The sequence below is a fragment of the Streptomyces sp. NPDC086787 genome, from assembly GCF_044745865.1.
In the GTDB taxonomy this organism is placed as follows: Bacteria; Actinomycetota; Actinomycetes; order Streptomycetales; family Streptomycetaceae; genus Streptomyces.
On sequence record NZ_JBIVBC010000001.1, the window covers coordinates 797005 to 812155 of the forward strand.

Below are 15151 nucleotides of genomic sequence, written 5' to 3' on the forward strand. Positions count from 1 at the left end.
GAACTGAGACCATGGGGCTGGTTCGCCGACAGCAGGGGAGGGACGGCACATGGCCGAGCACACGGGCGCATCGCCGACAAGGGACACCGAACGGCAGCCCGCGTCCGGCAGCCCCGTCCGTTCCGGCCGCCGTACCGGCCTCCTCGTCACCCTCGTCCTCGGCGGCCTCACCGCCACACCCCCGCTCGCCATGGACATGTACCTCCCGTCCCTGCCGGAGGTCACCCGCTCGCTGCACGCCCCCGCCGCGACCATCCAGCTCACGCTCACCGCCTGCCTCGCCGGAATGGCCCTCGGACAGCTCGTGGTCGGCCCGATGAGCGACCGCTGGGGCCGCCGCCGGCCCCTGCTGACCGGCCTCGCCGTCTACCTCCTCGCCACCGTCCTGTGCGCGGTGGCCCCCAACGTCGAGACCCTGGTCGCCTTCCGGCTGGCCCAGGGACTCGCGGGCGCGGCCGGGATCGTCATCGCGCGGGCCGTCGTACGCGACCTCTACGACGGTGTGGAGATGGCCCGCTTCTTCTCCACTCTGATGCTGATATCCGGCGCCGCCCCGATCGTGGCGCCGCTGATAGGCGGGCAGATCCTGCGGGTCACGGACTGGCGCGGCGTCTTCGTGGTCCTCACCGTCATCGGCGTCGCGCTCGCCGCGCTCGTCTGGTTCCGGCTCCCCGAGACCCTCCCGCCCGCCGACCGGCACGACGGCGGGGTCGGCCAGGCCCTGCGCACGATGCGCGGCCTGCTCACCGACCTCCCCTTCACCGGCTTCATGCTGGCCGGCGGCTTCGCCTTCGCCGCGCTCTTCGCCTACATCAGCGCCTCACCTTTCGTGATCCAGGAGATCTACGGCGCCTCCCCGCAGACCTTCAGCCTGCTGTTCGGCCTCAACTCGGTCGGTCTGGTCACCGCGGGACAGATCAACGGCAAGCTCCTGGTCGGCCGGGTACGCCTGGACAAGGTGCTGGCCACCGGGCTGACCGTGATCGTCCTCGCCGCCACCGCCCTGCTGCTGATGTCCACCGGAGCCTTCGGGCCGGTCGGTCTCGCCCCGGTCGCCGCCGCGCTCTTCGTGCTGATGTCCGCGATGGGCCTCACCCTGCCCAACACCCAGTCCCTCGCCCTGATGCGCACCCGGCACGCCGCGGGCTCCGCCTCCGCGCTGCTCGGCACCACCTCCTTCCTCGTCGGAGCGGTCGCCTCCCCGCTGGTCGGCATCGCGGGCGAGCACACCGCCGTTCCGATGGCCGTGGTCCAGCTGTCCGCGGCACTCCTGGCCCTCGCCTGCTTCGCGGTCCTGTGCCGGCCCTGGAACACGGCCGGCGACGAGACCTCGGCCACCGGCAGCTCGGCCGCTGGCACCCCGGCCGCCGGGACCGACAACACGGGGAGCAGAAGCTGAGCACGCCGAAGATCCGCGTCGACACACCCGAACGGGCCGGGCTCGACCCCGAGGAACTCCACCACCTGGCCCGCGAGGTGCGCGCCCTGACCACCGGCGCCCGGCCCTGGACCGCCGGAGCCGTCGTGGTGGCCGGGCGTGGCCCGGTCGTCGCCGTCGAGGAGGCGGCCGGCTGGGCGGTCCGGTACGCGTCCTACGACCCGGAAGCCGGGCGGGGCGTCGAACTCCCGCCCGCCGACCGGGTGCCGATGACCGTGACCACCCCCTTCGATCTGGCCTCCCTCACCAAACTGTTCACCTCCGTCGCCGCGGTGCAGCAGATCGAGCGGGGCACCCTCGGCATCGACGCCCGGGTCGGCGCCTACCTCCCCGAGTTCCGCGCCGCCGCCACGCACGGCGTCACCGTCCGCCAGCTGCTCACCCACACCTCCGGACTGCGGCCCGAACTCCCGCTGTACGACTGCCCGGACGGCCCGGCGCGGCTCGCGCTGCTGCGCGCCGAGGCACCCACCGGTGAACCGGGCACGTTCCGCTACTCGGACCTGAACATGCTGCTGCTCCAGGCCGTGCTGGAGCGGATCACCGGACGCCCCCTCGACGTCCTCGTCCACGAGGGGATCACCCGCCCGCTCGGCATGACGGCGACCCGCTTCGGGCCGTGCCCGGACGCGGCGGCCACCGAGGACCAGCGGCGGCCGTGGGCCAAGGCGGACCGAGGGATGCTGCGCGGGGTGGTCCACGACGAGAACGCGTGGGCGCTGGGCGGCGTCGCGGGCCACGCGGGGCTGTTCTCGACGGGACGAGATCTGGCGGTCTTCTGCCGGGCGCTGCTGGCGGGCGGCGCGTACGGCCCCGCGCGCATCCTCGGCCCCGACTTCACGGAGCTGCTGCTGACCGCGCCGGGACTGGGCTTCGTCGTCGACCAGCCGTACTTCATGGGGGAGCTGTCGGGGCACGGAGCGGCCGGGCACACGGGCTTCACAGGGACCTCGCTGGTGCTGGACCCGGCCACGGACACCTTCCTCGTCCTGCTGGCCAACGTGGTGCACCCCCGCAGGCGGCCCGGGGACAGCGGGCCCCGGGCGCGGGCCGCGACCCGGATCGCCCGCGCGGTCCGGGACGTCTGAGCGACCGCCCGGGCCGTCCGGCACACCTGAGAGAATCGCACGGTGAACGACGCCGTCCCCCCTGCCGAAAACCTCCGTGCCGTACTCGCCGGACTGCTCGACGGGCTGCCGCCCAAACAGGCCGCCGGCGCCGTGGAACGGCTGATCGCGAACTACCGGGGGCAGACCCCGACGGACGCGCCGATCCTCCGCGACCGCGCGGACGTGGCCGCCTACGCCGCCTACCGGATGCCCGCGACGTTCGAGGCGGTACGGGCGGCGCTGACGGCGTTCGCGCGGGCCGTACCCGGCTGGACGCCCGGCAGCCATGTCGACGTCGGCGGCGGAACCGGCGCGGCGACCTGGGCGGTCAGCGCCACCTGGGAGGGAGCCCGGCCGGTGACCGTCCTGGACTGGGCGGAACCCGCGCTGGCCCTCGGCCGGGAGATCGCCGCCGCCAGCCCGGCACTGCGGGACGCCCGCTGGCAGCGCGCCCGGATCGGAGCGGCGCTCGACATCGGGAGCACCGACCTCGTCACGGTCTCCTACGTCCTCAACGAACTCACCGCGGCCGACCGCACCCGCCTCGTCGACACCGCCGCCGCTGCCGCACGGGCCGTGGTCATCGTGGAGGCCGGCACTCCCGCCGGATACGCCCGTGTCATCGAGGCCCGCGACCGGCTGACCGAGGCCGGCTTCCGGATCGCCGCCCCCTGCCCGCACGGCGACCGCTGCCCGATCGTCCCCGGCGAGGACTGGTGCCACTTCTCCGCCCGGGTCAGCCGCTCCTCCCTGCACCGCCAGGTCAAGGGCGGCTCACTGGCCTACGAGGACGAGAAGTTCAGCTACGTCGCCGCCATCCGCCCCGACGCCGCCGACACCGTCACGGCGGCTCCGGCCGCCGCCCGTGTGGTCCGGCGCCCACAGATCCGCAAGGGCCAGGTGCTCCTCGACCTGTGCGAGGCCGACGGAGAACTGCGCCGCACCACGGTCACCAAACGTCACGGCGAGCTCTACCGGGCGGCCCGGGACGCGGACTGGGGCGACGCCTGGCCTCCGGACGCCTGAGCGCGCGTGACCGAGGGCCGGAAGCCCGGCATGTCCCGACAAGGCACCCCGGAGTACGGCGATGCGGGACCATAGGGCATGCTGTCCGGACCACGGCGAGAGGGGACAGATGAGCGCGACGTTCGGCGGTCGGAGCGGTCGGCAGGGCAAACTCTCCCAGTGGCTGCGCGGACGCCGCCCGCAGGAGACTCCCGGCGAGGGCGATCGTGAGGCCCAGCTGTTCGCCGCCGCGGCCGCCGGTCTGCCCCTCGCGCCCGCCGCGCACCCCGCGCCCGGCTACCGCTGTTCCTGCGACCGCGTCGGCTGTCCCACCCCCGCCCGGCACCCGGTGTCGTTCGCCTGGCAGACGCAGTCGACCACCGACCGCGCCCAGATCGAGCGCTGGGCCAGTCACCAGCCCGAGGCCAACTTCATCACCGCGACCGGCATGGTCCACGACGTCCTCGACGTGCCGCTGGCGGCCGGGCGGGAGGCGCTGGAGCGGCTGCTCGCCTCCGGTGTCGAGACCGGTCCGGTCGCCGAGAGCGACGACGACCGCATGCTGTTCTTCACCCTCACCCGGGGCACGCCCGAGGACGAGGACGAGTGGTGGCCCTGCGAACTGGACTGCCGCCCCGAGACCATGGACGAGCACCCCGGGCTGCGCTGGCACTGCCGGGGCTCCTACGTGCTCGTACCGCCCGCCCGGCTGCCCGGTGACGACGACCGGCGGGTGCGCTGGGTACGCGGCCCGGAGCACGCCCTGCCCGACCCGCTCACCCTGCTGGAAACCCTCACCGACGCCTGCGCCCGCCATGTGGGCACGGAGGAGTCGGGCCACTCGACGGCCGCCTGGCCCATGCGCCACTGAATCCACCGGCGACCGGCGACCGGTGGCCACTGGCCACTGGCCACTGGCCACGGCCGCTACTCGCCCTTGGCCGCCGTGAGCCCCTGGACACGGCCCAGCATCCTCACCTTGCCGCCGCCCGACTTCCCGTCACCCGACGCCGATCCCGCCGTCCCCGTTGCCGGGTCGAGGACGACCTCGTTCGACACGGACTCCAGCGTCAGCGACTGCTTGACCTCGCCCTTGGTCAAAGCCCGCACGTTCCTGTTCTGGGTGGGGACGGCGGTGCCCACGGCGGCGGTCTGCCTGGCGTAGTGGTGGGTGGTGAAGAACACCATCGCCCCGCCGTCCTCGGTGCGCAGCGCCAGCGGCGCGTAGGCGCCGCCCGTGCGCGGCTGGTCGATGTACTGGGTTACCAGACCCGGTCTGCTGGCCCCCTTGGCGCGGGTGACGCGCCAGCCGCTGGTGTGCGGGCCGTTCGCGAAGGCGCCGGTGCCGCTCTCCAGGTAGGTGACGTACTGCTCGCTCAGATCCCGCGGGCGGATCGTCAGCCCGGCCGAGTCCGCCGGTACGGCCTCGGCCCAGCCGTCCTTGTCGAGCTTGAAGCCGGGCACGTCGCCCGGGGCCACGAGCGTGAGGTACGCCACCTGGAACGGCTCGGCCAGGCTGTCGCGGGTGAACACGAACAGCCAGCGGGCGCTGCCGCCCTTGTTGGTGGCCGTGTCGGCGACGAACCAGCGTGGCCAGCCCGCCTTCTTGGGGATGGTGAGCTTCACGTCGGACAGCTTCAGCGGCACGTGCGCGGAGTTGCCGCCGGGGTGGTTCACCCGCCCCGCCCTCAGCCGGGCCGCGTCCATGTCGCCGAGGGCGCCGGTGACGAAGTCGGCGTCCAGCGAGCTGTCGTAGGCCTTGTCCGCCGCGTTGTAGGCGTTGGTGAACCGTTCCAGCGCCTTGGCGGCCTCGGCCCGGGTGCCGGCGGGCAGTACCTCACGCTCGCCGTGCACCACCACGCATCCGCTCGCCGTCAGCGACAGAACGGTCAGCGCGGCGGCGACGAGCGCGTTCCGGTCCCGCCGGCGAAGCCTTCGAGAGCCGTGATCCCTGGTCATGAGGTGCCTTCACCTTCCCCTTCCCGGAGGTGACCCTACCGGGGCGGGGCGGCGGCGCGGTGCCGGGTTCCCCGGCCCGCGTACGGCGGTTGCCGTCAGACCTTGTCCTCGACGACCGCGGGCGTCTGCCGCCGTCGGCCTAGCCGGGACACGAACCCCGCCGGGGCGAGGAACAGCGCGAGCGTCGGGACCAGGTACAGCAGCCACACCGTGACCTGGAGCTTTGTCGGGTCGGGCTGGAAGTTGAAGACGCCCTTGAGGAGCGTGCCGTACCAGCTGTCCGGCGCGATGGTGTCGCTGATGTCGAAGGAGAGGTTCCTGAGCCCCGGGATCCAGTTGGCCTCCTGAAGGTCGTGGACACCGTAGGCGAGGACGCCCGCGGCGACGACGACCAGCATCCCGCCGGTCCAGGTGAAGAACTTGGCGAGGTTGATCCTCAGGGCGCCGCGGTAGAACAGCCAGCCCAGGAACACGGCCGTGGCGAGGCCGAGGGCCACCCCGATCAGCGGGCGCGGGGTGCCGTCACCGGCCGCGTGCACCGACGCCCACACGAACAGCGCGGTCTCCAGGCCCTCCCGGCCGACGGCCAGGAACGCGGTGGCGACCAGTGCGAACGTGCCCACGGCGAGGGCCGCGTCCAGCTTGCCGTGCAGTTCGGCCTTCAGATGCCGAGCGGTGCGCCGCATCCAGAACACCATCCAGGTGACCAGGCCGACGGCGACGACGGACAGCGAGCCGCCGAGCGCCTCCTGCGCCTCGAACGTCATCTCCTGCGAGCCGTATTCGAGGGCGAACCCGAAGCCCAGCGCGATGGTGATCGCGATGGCGATGCCGGCCCAGATCGGCTTGATGGCGTCCCTGCGGCCGGTCTTGACCAGGTAGGCGATCAGGATGCAGACGACGAGGCTGGCTTCCAGGCCCTCCCGCAGACCGATCAGGTAGTTGGAGAACACGGGTCACGCCTCCCCGGAGAACAGCGTCCGGCCCCACCAGTCGTCCTTGTCCCGGACACCGGGCGGGACCGCGAAGACCGCCGAACCCACGTGCTGGATGTACTCGTTGAGCGCGTCCGACGCCGACAGGCTGCGCTGGATCGGGATGAACCCCTTGCGCACGTCACGCTGGTACGCGAGGAAGAACAGGCCCGCGTCGAGCCGGCCGAGCCCGTCGGTGCCGTCGGTGAAGGAGTAGCCCCGGCGCAGGATGGTGACGCCGTGGTTGGAGTCGGGGTGCGCGAGGCGCACGTGTGCGTCCGGCTTCATCGCCTTCAGGAACGGCTCGTCGCGCTCCTTGGCCTTGCCGACCGGAGCGCCCTCGCCCTTGTCGCGGCCGAAGATGTCCTCCTGCTCCTGCAGGGAGGTGCGGTCCCAGGTCTCCACGTGCATCCGGATGCGCCGGGCGACCAGATACGAACCGCCGTTCATCCAGGCCGAGTTCTTGCCGCCGTCGCCCTCGCCGACCCACACGAACTTCTTCAGCCGGTCCGTCTCGGTCCCGGCGATGTTCCGGGTGCCGTCCTTGAACCCCATCAGGTTGCGCGGGGTCTGGGCGTCCGGGGTGGTGGACGAGGTCTTGCCGAAGCCGAGCTGCGACCAGCGGATGACGACCTTGCCGAAGCCGATGCGGGCCAGGTTGCGGATCGCGTGCACGGCGACCTGGGGGTCGTCGGCGCAGGCCTGGATGCACAGATCGCCGCCGGTGCGTACGCGGTCGAGGTTGTCGCCGGGGAACTGCGGCAGGTCCACCAGCGCCTCGGGCCGCCGCCCGGCGAGCCCGAACTTGTCGAACAGGGAAGGCCCGAAGCCGATCGTCAGCGTCAGCCGCGACGGCTTGAGACCCAGCGCCTCACCCGTGTCGTCCGGCGGCGCCTCGGCGAGGCCGCCGTACGCGCCCTCGCCGACCGCCTTGCCCGCGGTCATCCGGCGCGCGGCCGCCGTCCAGTCCTTGAGGACCTGGACGAACTCCGCGCGGTCCTCGGTCTGCACGTCGAACGCGGCGAAGTGCAGCCGGTCCTGCACCGGAGTGGCGATGCCCGCCTGGTGGGCGCCGTGGAACTCCACGGCGGCGCCCGCCTCGGCGGACACCGGGTCCACGTCGTTGCCGACCCGGGTCATCGCCACCGCACCGCCGGCCGCGGCGGCACCGAGCGCGAGCCCGGCACCGCCCCAGCCGATGAGCGAGCGGCGGGTGGGAGGAGTGCTGCCCTGGGCCTCGGTCATACCGTCCCCTGTGTCCGATGCTTTCGGTGTCCGCTGCTTCCGGGTGTCCGTTACTTCTTCACGACCGCGGCGGCGAGCTTGGACAGCGGCTCCGCCAGGGCGTTGACCGCGTCCGACAGCTCCTTGCGCTGGTCCTTGGTGACCTTGTCGTACGAGGTGAAGTCGTACGAGTTCTTGTCCGAGCGGTACTTGTCGAGCAGCGTGTTCAGCGCGCCGAACTGCTTGTCCAGCTGCTGGGCCAGCGCCGCGTCCTTGGCCGAGGCGACCGGCTTGAGCAGCTCGTACGCCTTCTGCGCGCCCTCGACGTTGCCCTTGAAGTCGACCAGGTCGGTGTGCGAGTAGCGGTCCTCCTCGCCGGTGACCTTGCCGGTGGCGACCTCGTCCAGCAACTCCTTGGCGCCGTTGGCCATCGAGGTCGGGGTGATCTCGGCCTTGCCGACCCGCTTCTGCCAGTCCTTCAGGTCGGTCACCAGCTGGTCGGCGAGGGTCTTCTCCTCGTCGCCGATCTTCTTGTCGGCCCACAGGGCCTTCTCCAGCCGGTGCCAGCCGGTCCACTTCTGGCCCGGCTCCAGGCCGTCGGCGCGGGTGTCGGTCTTGGGGTCGATGTCACCGAAGGACTCGGCGATCGGCTCGGTGCGCTCCCAGCCGAGGCGCGAGGGGGAGTACGCCTTCTTGGCGGCCTCCAGGTCACCGGCCCTGATCGCCTTGGCGAAGGTCTCGGTGAGCGGCACGGTGGCGTCGGCCTGCTGCTGGGCGTACTCGCGGTAGTCGGCGACGGCCTTGTCCAGCCTGGGGTCGCGCTTGACGGCCTTGGCGCCGGTGACGGTGAGCTTCTGCCGCACACCGTGGCCCTTCATGCCGGGCACGCACGCGATCTCGTAGGAGCCCGCCTTGACCTCGGCGGTCAGCGTGTACTTGGTGCCGGGGCCGATGTTCTCCTTCTCGGAGACGATCCGGTCGTCCGGGAACAGGATCTCGACCTCGGTGGCCCTGGAGCCCTTGTTCTCTATCTTGAGCGTGACATGGCCGGCCGGAACGGACTTGGCGGAGGTCTCGCACTTCGAGTCGGCGGCGGTGACCTGGATCGCGTCGCCGTCCTTGGCATCGCTCTTCGCCGTGCATGCCGAGATGGCGGTCAGGGCCGCCGTGGCGACGGCGGCGGTGACAGTGAGTCGGGCGGCACGCATGCAGGGCTCCAAGCGGGGCGATGTGGTGAGGCTGCCCTAACTTACATGAGGCTTACCTCACCCATACCCATGAGGTCTGTGATTCACCTCCCATTGCGGGGCCCGGGAACGGCCGCGGCCACGGCTTGATCTCGACGGCGGAAATCCGATGCCATGGAACGGTCAAACACCGGTCAAAAGGCTCTGCGCGGGGTCACCAGGACCGCCCCCGTGCGTGGATGCGGGAACACCTCCACCGGCTGGCCGTAGACGTCCGAGAGCAGCCGCTCGGTGAGGACCTCGGCCGACGGCCCGTCGGCCGCGACCCGACCCTCGCGCAGCCCCGACACCCGGTGCGCGTAGGCGGCCGCCAGTGTCAGGTCGTGCAGCACCACGACCACCGCGTCACCGGCGCGGGCCCGGTCCCGGCACAGCCGCAGCACCAACTCCTGGTGTCTCAGGTCGAGTGCGGCGGTCGGCTCGTCCAGCAGAAGCAGCGGGGCCTGCTGCGCGAGAACCCGGGCGAGCGCGACCCGGGCGCGTTCACCGCCGCTGAGCGCGTCGAAGGGCCGTGCGGCGAACCCGCTCACCTCGGTGGTGGCCATCGCCTCCGCCACGGCCAGGTCGTCCTCCTCGGCGCAGGCGGCGTGCGGCGCCCGTCCCATCGCGCCCCCGGGCACCGGCGGCACGCCCGGAACCAAGGGGAGATCGCGGACGGCACCCTCGGCCGGGGTGTGAAGGACTCGTTCCGCGCGTACGTCGTGGGCGGCGCGGCCAAGGGGAGGATCGCGACGTCGGACGGGGCCACCCAGGCCGCGGGCAACGGTGCGTTCACCTTCCCCGGCGCGACCGGCAGCTGCGACACCGGGGCAGGCTCCCTCTCCGCCGCCTTCAAGGGCGCGGTGAACTTCAAGGGTCACGAGAGCAACGGGAGTTACGGCCTCGACCTCACCCTCGCCGACGTCCACGCGACGCTCGTCAAGGGCTCGGGCAAGCTGACCGCGGACGTCACGAGCCTCGGCGTGAAGTCGCAGGACGTGGTCCTGGCCGACCTGAAGGCGCCGAAGCCCGCCCTCACCGCCAAGGACGACGTCATCACCGTGGACCATGTGACGGCCACGCTCACCGCGGCCGGCGCGAAGGCCTTCGGCGACTTCTACCGCGCGGGCGCCGAACTCGACCCCGTGGACCTCTCCATAGCCGTGACGGACGACGCCGAACTCCCCGACGGGGACGACGGCACGAACGACCCCGGCACCGCCTCCTCCGGCACCACGGGCGACACCGCGGGCGGCACCGGCGGCCTCACCGCCACCACCACCGGCGGCGGCACCGGCGGTCCCACCCTGGCCGAGACGGGCTCCACGTTCCCGGCGGCGGCGCTCGGAACGGCGGCCGCGCTCACGGCGGCGGCGGGTGCGGGCGTGGTGCTCGTGGCACGCCGGAGGCGTACGGAGGCGTAGACCGCGGACACGCCCCGGTGCGTCCGCCCGGCCGTCGCCACGGTGCTTCAATGCCAGGGTGAACGACTACGACGTGCTGCGTGTGTTCTGCGCGGCGAACGGCGGATACGGCAACGAACTCGGCGTCGTCCGCGACGGCTCACGCCTGCCGGCCCGGGAGGACCGGCAGGCGTTCGCGGCGAAGCTGGGCTTCAGTGAGACCGTCTTCGTGGACGACCCCGAGCGCGGGGTGATCGACATCTACACCCCCACCATGCGGCTGCCCTTCGCCGGCCACCCCTGCGTCGGCGTGGCCTGGCTGCTCGACGTGCCCGAGCTGGTCACCCCGGCGGGTGTCGTCGGGGCCCGGCTGGACGGCGAGTTCAGCTGGATCGAGGCCCGCCCGGAATGGGCCCCGCCCCGCACCCTGCGTCAGTACCCGACCGCCGCCGAGGTCGAGGCGCTGCCCGTGCCCCCGCCCGGCGACTGGGTCTACGCCTGGGCCTGGGAGGACGAGGCCGCCGGCCGGATCCGCGCCCGCGCCTTCCCCGGCCGCGACGACGGCATCACGGAGGACGAGGCCACCGGCGCGGCGGCCCTCCTCCTCACCGACCGGCTGGACCGCGCCCTCAACATCACCCAGGGCGCCGGCTCCCAACTCCTGACCGCACCCCAGCCGGAGGGCTGGGTGGAGGTGGGGGGACGGGTGTTCCTGGAACGCTGAGCGCAGCTACGCGCTCAGCGTGAACTCCTCGCCCAACTCCCGCAACACCGCCGTGTTCAGGGCGAACGCCCGCTTGCACTCGGTGATGATCCGTTGCTTGTCCAGGTCGTCGGCGTCCACGTCGTCCAGGAGTTCGCGGTAACCCCGCTTGAAGGCGGCGGGGTTGAGGATCTCGTCGAAGACGTAGAAGCGGACTCCGTCGCCCTTCCTGGTGAACCCCCAGGCCCGTTCCGCACGGTCGCGGATGATCTGGCCGCCGGAGAGGTCGCCGAGGTAGCGGGTGTAGTGGTGGGCGATGTACCCGGCGGGCCAGCGGTCGGCGCAGTCCCGTATCCGCTCCGCGTACTCCCGGGTGGCCGGGAGGGCGGTCAGGTCCGCGCCCCAGGCGGGGCCGCGCAGATGGGCCAGGTCCCGCTCCAGCGCGGCCAGCCGGTACAGCTCGGGCCGGATGAACGGACCGGCCACCGGGTCCGACGCCAGCCGGTCGGCTCCGCTCTCCAGGGCCTCGTACACGAACCACAACTGCTCCGTGTACCGCGCGTACGCGTCCACGCCGAGCCTTCCGCCGAGCAGGTCGCTCATGAACGTCGAGGTCTCGGCCTCCACGTGCTGCTCATGGGACGCGGAGCGGATGAGTGTCGAGAAGGAGTCCATGAGAGGCATATCCTCTAAGGTAAGCCTTACCTAAGTCAACGAGTTGCCGACACGCTGTCGGCAAGTGAGCCTACCCGTGTCCGGCCCCGCGCACACGACGGCGGCCCGCCCCCCGAGAGGGACGGGCCGCCGTCGGCGCGTGCGCGGGGACTACGGCAGCGTCAGGATCTCCGCCCCCGTGTCCGTCACCACCAGCGTGTGCTCGAACTGCGCGGTCCGCCTGCGGTCCTTGGTCACGACGGTCCACCCGTCTTCCCACATGTCGTACTCGTGCGTGCCGAGCGTCAGCATCGGCTCGATCGTGAAGGTCATGCCGGGCTGGATGACGGTCGTGGCGTGCGGGCTGTCGTAGTGCGGGATGATCAGCCCGGAGTGGAACGACGAGTTGATGCCGTGGCCGGTGAAGTCCCGCACCACGCCGTATCCGAACCGCTTGGCGTACGACTCGATGACCCGGCCGATGATGTTGATCTGCCGGCCCGGCTTGACCGCCTTGATCGCCCGGTCGAGCGACTCCCGGGTCCGCTCCACCAGCAGCCGCGACTCCTCGTCGACGTCACCGACGAGATAGGTCGCGTTGTTGTCGCCGTGGACCCCGCCGATGTATGCGGTCACGTCCAGGTTGACGATGTCGCCGTCCCGCAGCACCGTCGAGTCCGGGATGCCGTGGCAGATGACCTCGTTGACACTGGTGCACAGGGACTTGGGGTACCCGCGGTAGCCGAGCGTGGACGGGTAGGCCCCGTGGTCGCACATGTAGTCGTGGGCGACCTTGTCCAGCTGGTCGGTCGTCACACCCGGCTCGATGATCTTCGCCGCCTCGGCCATCGCCCGCGCGGCGATGCGCCCGGCGGTCCGCATCGCCTCGACCGTCTCCGGGGTCTGGACCTCCGGACCGGTGTACGGGGTCGGCGCGGGCTTGCCGACGTACTCGGGGCGACGGATGTTCCCGGGTACCGAGCGGGTGGGAGAGAGCTCCCCTGGTACGAGCAGCGACTGGCCAGACATGCCAGCGAGTCTAACCAGCGGGCATGGGGGAACATGTCGGTGGCGAGAGGAGCTGTCCATGGCCCTGTTCAAGAAGAGCACCGTCGGCAAGCCGGGCGAGTGGTTCTACTGCCTGGAACACAAGAAGGTCGAGGAGGGCCCGGACTGCCCGGGCAAGGACCGCTTCGGCCCCTACACCACCCGGGCGGAGGCCGAACACGCGATGGAGACGGCCCGCGAGCGCAACCTGGAGTGGGAGAACGACCCACGCTGGCACGACGCCCCCGCCGGGGGCGAGCGGGGAGAGGACTGACCCGGCGCCGGACGACCCGGCACCGGACCGGTCAGGCCGGAGTGCGGGCGGGTGCGGCGGCCTCACGCCGCTCCCGCTGCCGTACCGCGTGCTCGTTCGTCCGCGCGTCGTACGTCATCAGCCCCGGCAGACACAGCGCGAGCAACCCCATCGCCGCCGCGCAGGCCAGGCCGCCCGACCACACGGAGGCCCGCACACCCGCCCAGGCGGCGAAGCCGCCCGCCCGGACCTGGCCGAGCTGCGGGCCCGCCGAGTACGACAGGAGCTCGATCCCGGCCAGGCGGCCGCGCAGCTCGTCCGGGATCGTCTGGTTCCACATCGTGGCCCGGAAGACCCCGCTCACCATGTCGAACGCGCCCCCGAGGGTGAGGAACAGCAGGACCAGCCAGACGTTCCCGCAGACCCCGGCGACGGCCACGGCCAGCCCCCAGCCCGCGGCCGACACCACCACCATCAGCCCGTGCCGGTGGACCCGCGACGCCCAGCCGCTGGTCAGGCTCACCAGCAGGGCGCCGGCCGGCAGCGCCGCGTACATCAGGCCCAGCGACCACTCGGCGTGCAGTTCGTCGGCGAGGAACGGCAGCACCGCGAGCGGCATCGCGAGGAACATCGCCGCGATGTCGACCACGTACGTGCCCAGCAGCTCCTTGCGGTTCCAGGCGTACCGGGCGCCCTCGGCGACGGCCCTCAGCGACGGCTTCGCGGCCGCGTGCGAGGCGGGGGAGGCGGCGATACGGACGACCAGGACGAGCGAGACGACGAAGGTCAGCACGTCGGCCGCGTACGCCGAGCCGAGCCCGGCGTAGGCCACGACCACGCCCGCGACCGCCGGCCCCGCCACCCCACCGACCGTCCAGCGGAAGGAGTTGAGCGCCGCGGCGGCGGGCAGCTGGTCGTGGGCCACGATCCGTGGCCACAGCGCGTCCAGCGCCGGCCGCTGCACCGCGCCGAGCGCGGAGGACAGGGCGGCGACGGCATACAGCGGCCATACGGCGGGCCGCGGCAGCAGCGCGTTGACCAGCAGCACGGCGCTGAGCAGGCCCTCCCCGGCCTCCGTCCACACGATCAGCTTCCGCTTGTCCAGCGCGTCGGCGAGCGCGCCGCCGTACAGCCCGAACACGATCAGCGGCACCAGTTGCACCGCCCCGATCGCCCCGACCGCCGCCGCGGACCCGGTGAGCTCCTTCATCTGCACCGGCAGCGCCACGAAGGTGAGGAAGCTGCCGAAGTTGCTGATGAGCCCCGACATCCAGATCCTGCGGAAGTCGGCGGAGGCCCGCCAGGGCGCGAGGTCGGGCAGCAGCGCGCGCAGGCCGGTGGGGGGATTCTCGGCGTCTGCGGCGTCTGCTGGGTCTTCGGCGTCGTCGGTCACGAAGAGCCATGGTCAGCGGGATGCCCTGCCCGGGACAACCGCTTTTCGTTGCGGGCCGGGTGGGTCACCAGGGAGCGGGCGGCGGTGCCGTCAGGGTCTCCGCCAGCCGCGACAGCCGGTCCCGGAAGCCGCGCCGGACCCTCGGCGAGGCCCCGTTCTCCCCGGCCGCCGCGCTCACCAGGTGCTGCACCGTGTCCAGGTCCAGTTCCGCCCCCTCGGGCACGGCCAGCACCTCGTGCGCCATCGACGCCAGCTCGCCGTCACCGGCCCCCAGGGCGAACACCGTCACCCCGGAGCGCCGGGCCTCGTGCACCCGCTCCAGCAGCGGCCCGGCCTCCCCGGGGGCCACCACCAGCAGCGTCTCCCCCCGCCGCGCCGCCCCGATCCGGCCCGGGCCTACAGCCAGGTGCGCGGGATCCGACGGGCGTGCCGTGTGCCGGACCAGCGTCGGGGCCAGCTCCGGCGTACCCGACCAGGCGGCCTCGTCCACCAGATGGGCCGCCAGATGCCACGGCTCGTACTCCGGGGTGCCCACCAGCAGCAGCCCGCCTCCGTGCGCCACCACGGAGCCGCGCAGCGCCCCGGCGAACCGTCGCGTGGCGCCCAGCCACTCCGTCCCGGCAAGCACCTCGCGCAGCAGCGCGACCCGTACGGCGTCCATGCGACCGCATCCTGCCGCAACCGGTCACTCCTGACGCGCGGTTCACTCCGAATTCGCCCGCCCGGGGAGAACCGACCTGGTCCGGTGGGGGAGAGGCGCCGG

At 72.5% G+C, this 15151-nt stretch carries 15 protein-coding genes and 1 pseudogene; 7 read left to right on the forward strand and 9 right to left on the reverse strand.

The window, feature by feature from the left end; translation table 11 throughout:
* Window positions 1–49 precede the first annotated feature (49 nt).
* From ACIPK3_RS03720 to ACIPK3_RS03735, 4 genes are all read left to right on the forward strand, one after another.
* The gene (locus ACIPK3_RS03720; protein WP_402566327.1) at window positions 50–1399 is read left to right on the forward strand and encodes a multidrug effflux MFS transporter; all 1350 of its coding nucleotides are present in this window, start codon (window positions 50–52) and stop codon (window positions 1397–1399) included.
* Window positions 1396–2526 carry a serine hydrolase domain-containing protein gene (locus ACIPK3_RS03725; RefSeq protein ID WP_402566846.1) on the forward strand — a complete coding sequence of 377 codons (1131 nt, stop codon included), beginning with the start codon at window positions 1396–1398 and terminating at the stop codon, window positions 2524–2526. Before ACIPK3_RS03720 ends, ACIPK3_RS03725 begins: the two co-directional genes overlap by 4 nt.
* Before the next feature lie 42 nt (window positions 2527–2568).
* Window positions 2569–3573 (forward strand): small ribosomal subunit Rsm22 family protein, encoded by a 1005-nt coding sequence (locus ACIPK3_RS03730; protein WP_402566329.1) that lies wholly within the window; start codon window positions 2569–2571, stop codon window positions 3571–3573.
* A 109-nt stretch (window positions 3574–3682) separates the two neighbouring features.
* Entirely contained in the window at window positions 3683–4423 is a 741-nt protein-coding gene (locus tag ACIPK3_RS03735; RefSeq protein WP_402566331.1) for a bifunctional DNA primase/polymerase, read from the forward strand.
* A gap of 56 nt (window positions 4424–4479) precedes the next feature.
* Here ACIPK3_RS03735 and ACIPK3_RS03740 read toward each other — a convergent pair whose 3' ends face one another.
* The 5 genes and pseudogenes from ACIPK3_RS03740 to ACIPK3_RS03760 all read right to left on the reverse strand — a co-directional run.
* Entirely contained in the window at window positions 4480–5511 is a 1032-nt protein-coding gene (locus tag ACIPK3_RS03740) for a hypothetical protein (RefSeq protein ID WP_402566332.1), read from the reverse strand.
* 95 nt (window positions 5512–5606) lie between these two features.
* Window positions 5607–6464, reverse strand: coding sequence for an iron uptake transporter permease EfeU (efeU, locus tag ACIPK3_RS03745; RefSeq protein ID WP_402566334.1), 858 nt, complete (start codon window positions 6462–6464; stop codon window positions 5607–5609).
* A gap of 3 nt (window positions 6465–6467) precedes the next feature.
* Window positions 6468–7730 (reverse strand): iron uptake transporter deferrochelatase/peroxidase subunit, encoded by a 1263-nt coding sequence (efeB, locus tag ACIPK3_RS03750; protein ID WP_402566336.1) that lies wholly within the window; start codon window positions 7728–7730, stop codon window positions 6468–6470.
* A 50-nt stretch (window positions 7731–7780) separates the two neighbouring features.
* Window positions 7781–8917, reverse strand: a complete 1137-nt coding sequence (gene efeO, locus ACIPK3_RS03755) for an iron uptake system protein EfeO (protein WP_402566338.1) — start codon at window positions 8915–8917, stop codon at window positions 7781–7783.
* Window positions 8918–9090: 173 nt separating this feature from the next.
* Window positions 9091–9561 (reverse strand): annotated as a pseudogene (locus ACIPK3_RS03760) (ATP-binding cassette domain-containing protein); the annotation flags it as partial.
* Window positions 9562–9630: 69 nt separating this feature from the next.
* Here ACIPK3_RS03760 and ACIPK3_RS03765 point away from each other — a divergent pair.
* Window positions 9631–10359, forward strand: a complete 729-nt coding sequence (locus ACIPK3_RS03765; protein WP_402566340.1) for an HtaA domain-containing protein — start codon at window positions 9631–9633, stop codon at window positions 10357–10359.
* A 58-nt stretch (window positions 10360–10417) separates the two neighbouring features.
* Entirely contained in the window at window positions 10418–11062 is a 645-nt protein-coding gene (locus ACIPK3_RS03770) for a PhzF family phenazine biosynthesis protein (protein ID WP_402566341.1), read from the forward strand.
* Window positions 11063–11068: 6 nt separating this feature from the next.
* On the opposite strand, the gene ACIPK3_RS03775 is transcribed toward ACIPK3_RS03770, so the two are convergent.
* Window positions 11069–11716 carry a heme oxygenase (biliverdin-producing) gene (locus ACIPK3_RS03775; protein ID WP_402566847.1) on the reverse strand — a complete coding sequence of 216 codons (648 nt, stop codon included), beginning with the start codon at window positions 11714–11716 and terminating at the stop codon, window positions 11069–11071.
* 150 nt (window positions 11717–11866) lie between these two features.
* Window positions 11867–12724 (reverse strand): type I methionyl aminopeptidase, encoded by an 858-nt coding sequence (gene map / locus ACIPK3_RS03780; protein ID WP_402566343.1) that lies wholly within the window; start codon window positions 12722–12724, stop codon window positions 11867–11869.
* A gap of 58 nt (window positions 12725–12782) precedes the next feature.
* On the opposite strand from map, the gene ACIPK3_RS03785 reads away from it, so the two are divergent.
* On the forward strand, window positions 12783–13016 hold the full coding sequence (locus tag ACIPK3_RS03785; RefSeq protein WP_402566345.1) for a hypothetical protein: 234 nt from the start codon (window positions 12783–12785) through the stop codon (window positions 13014–13016).
* A gap of 31 nt (window positions 13017–13047) precedes the next feature.
* Here the strand turns inward: ACIPK3_RS03785 and ACIPK3_RS03790 are convergent, their stop codons facing one another.
* Window positions 13048–14388, reverse strand: a complete 1341-nt coding sequence (locus ACIPK3_RS03790; protein WP_402566347.1) for an MFS transporter — start codon at window positions 14386–14388, stop codon at window positions 13048–13050.
* A gap of 64 nt (window positions 14389–14452) precedes the next feature.
* Window positions 14453–15049 carry a hypothetical protein gene (locus ACIPK3_RS03795; protein ID WP_402566349.1) on the reverse strand — a complete coding sequence of 199 codons (597 nt, stop codon included), beginning with the start codon at window positions 15047–15049 and terminating at the stop codon, window positions 14453–14455.
* Window positions 15050–15151 lie beyond the last annotated feature (102 nt).

What these genes read in the sequence shown, in the direction of transcription:
- ACIPK3_RS03720 (WP_402566327.1), top strand. Translation starts at nt 50, where the DNA reads ATGGCCGAGCACACGGGCGCATCGCCGACAAGGGACACCGAACGGCAG.
- ACIPK3_RS03735 (WP_402566331.1), top strand. Translation starts at nt 3,683, where the DNA reads ATGAGCGCGACGTTCGGCGGTCGGAGCGGTCGGCAGGGCAAACTCTCC.
- ACIPK3_RS03740 (WP_402566332.1), bottom strand. Translation starts at nt 5,511, where the DNA reads ATGACCAGGGATCACGGCTCTCGAAGGCTTCGCCGGCGGGACCGGAAC.
- efeB (WP_402566336.1), bottom strand. Translation starts at nt 7,730, where the DNA reads ATGACCGAGGCCCAGGGCAGCACTCCTCCCACCCGCCGCTCGCTCATC.
- efeO (WP_402566338.1), bottom strand. Translation starts at nt 8,917, where the DNA reads ATGCGTGCCGCCCGACTCACTGTCACCGCCGCCGTCGCCACGGCGGCC.
- ACIPK3_RS03775 (WP_402566847.1), bottom strand. Translation starts at nt 11,716, where the DNA reads ATGGACTCCTTCTCGACACTCATCCGCTCCGCGTCCCATGAGCAGCAC.
- map (WP_402566343.1), bottom strand. Translation starts at nt 12,724, where the DNA reads ATGTCTGGCCAGTCGCTGCTCGTACCAGGGGAGCTCTCTCCCACCCGC.
- ACIPK3_RS03785 (WP_402566345.1), top strand. Translation starts at nt 12,783, where the DNA reads ATGGCCCTGTTCAAGAAGAGCACCGTCGGCAAGCCGGGCGAGTGGTTC.
- ACIPK3_RS03795 (WP_402566349.1), bottom strand. Translation starts at nt 15,049, where the DNA reads ATGGACGCCGTACGGGTCGCGCTGCTGCGCGAGGTGCTTGCCGGGACG.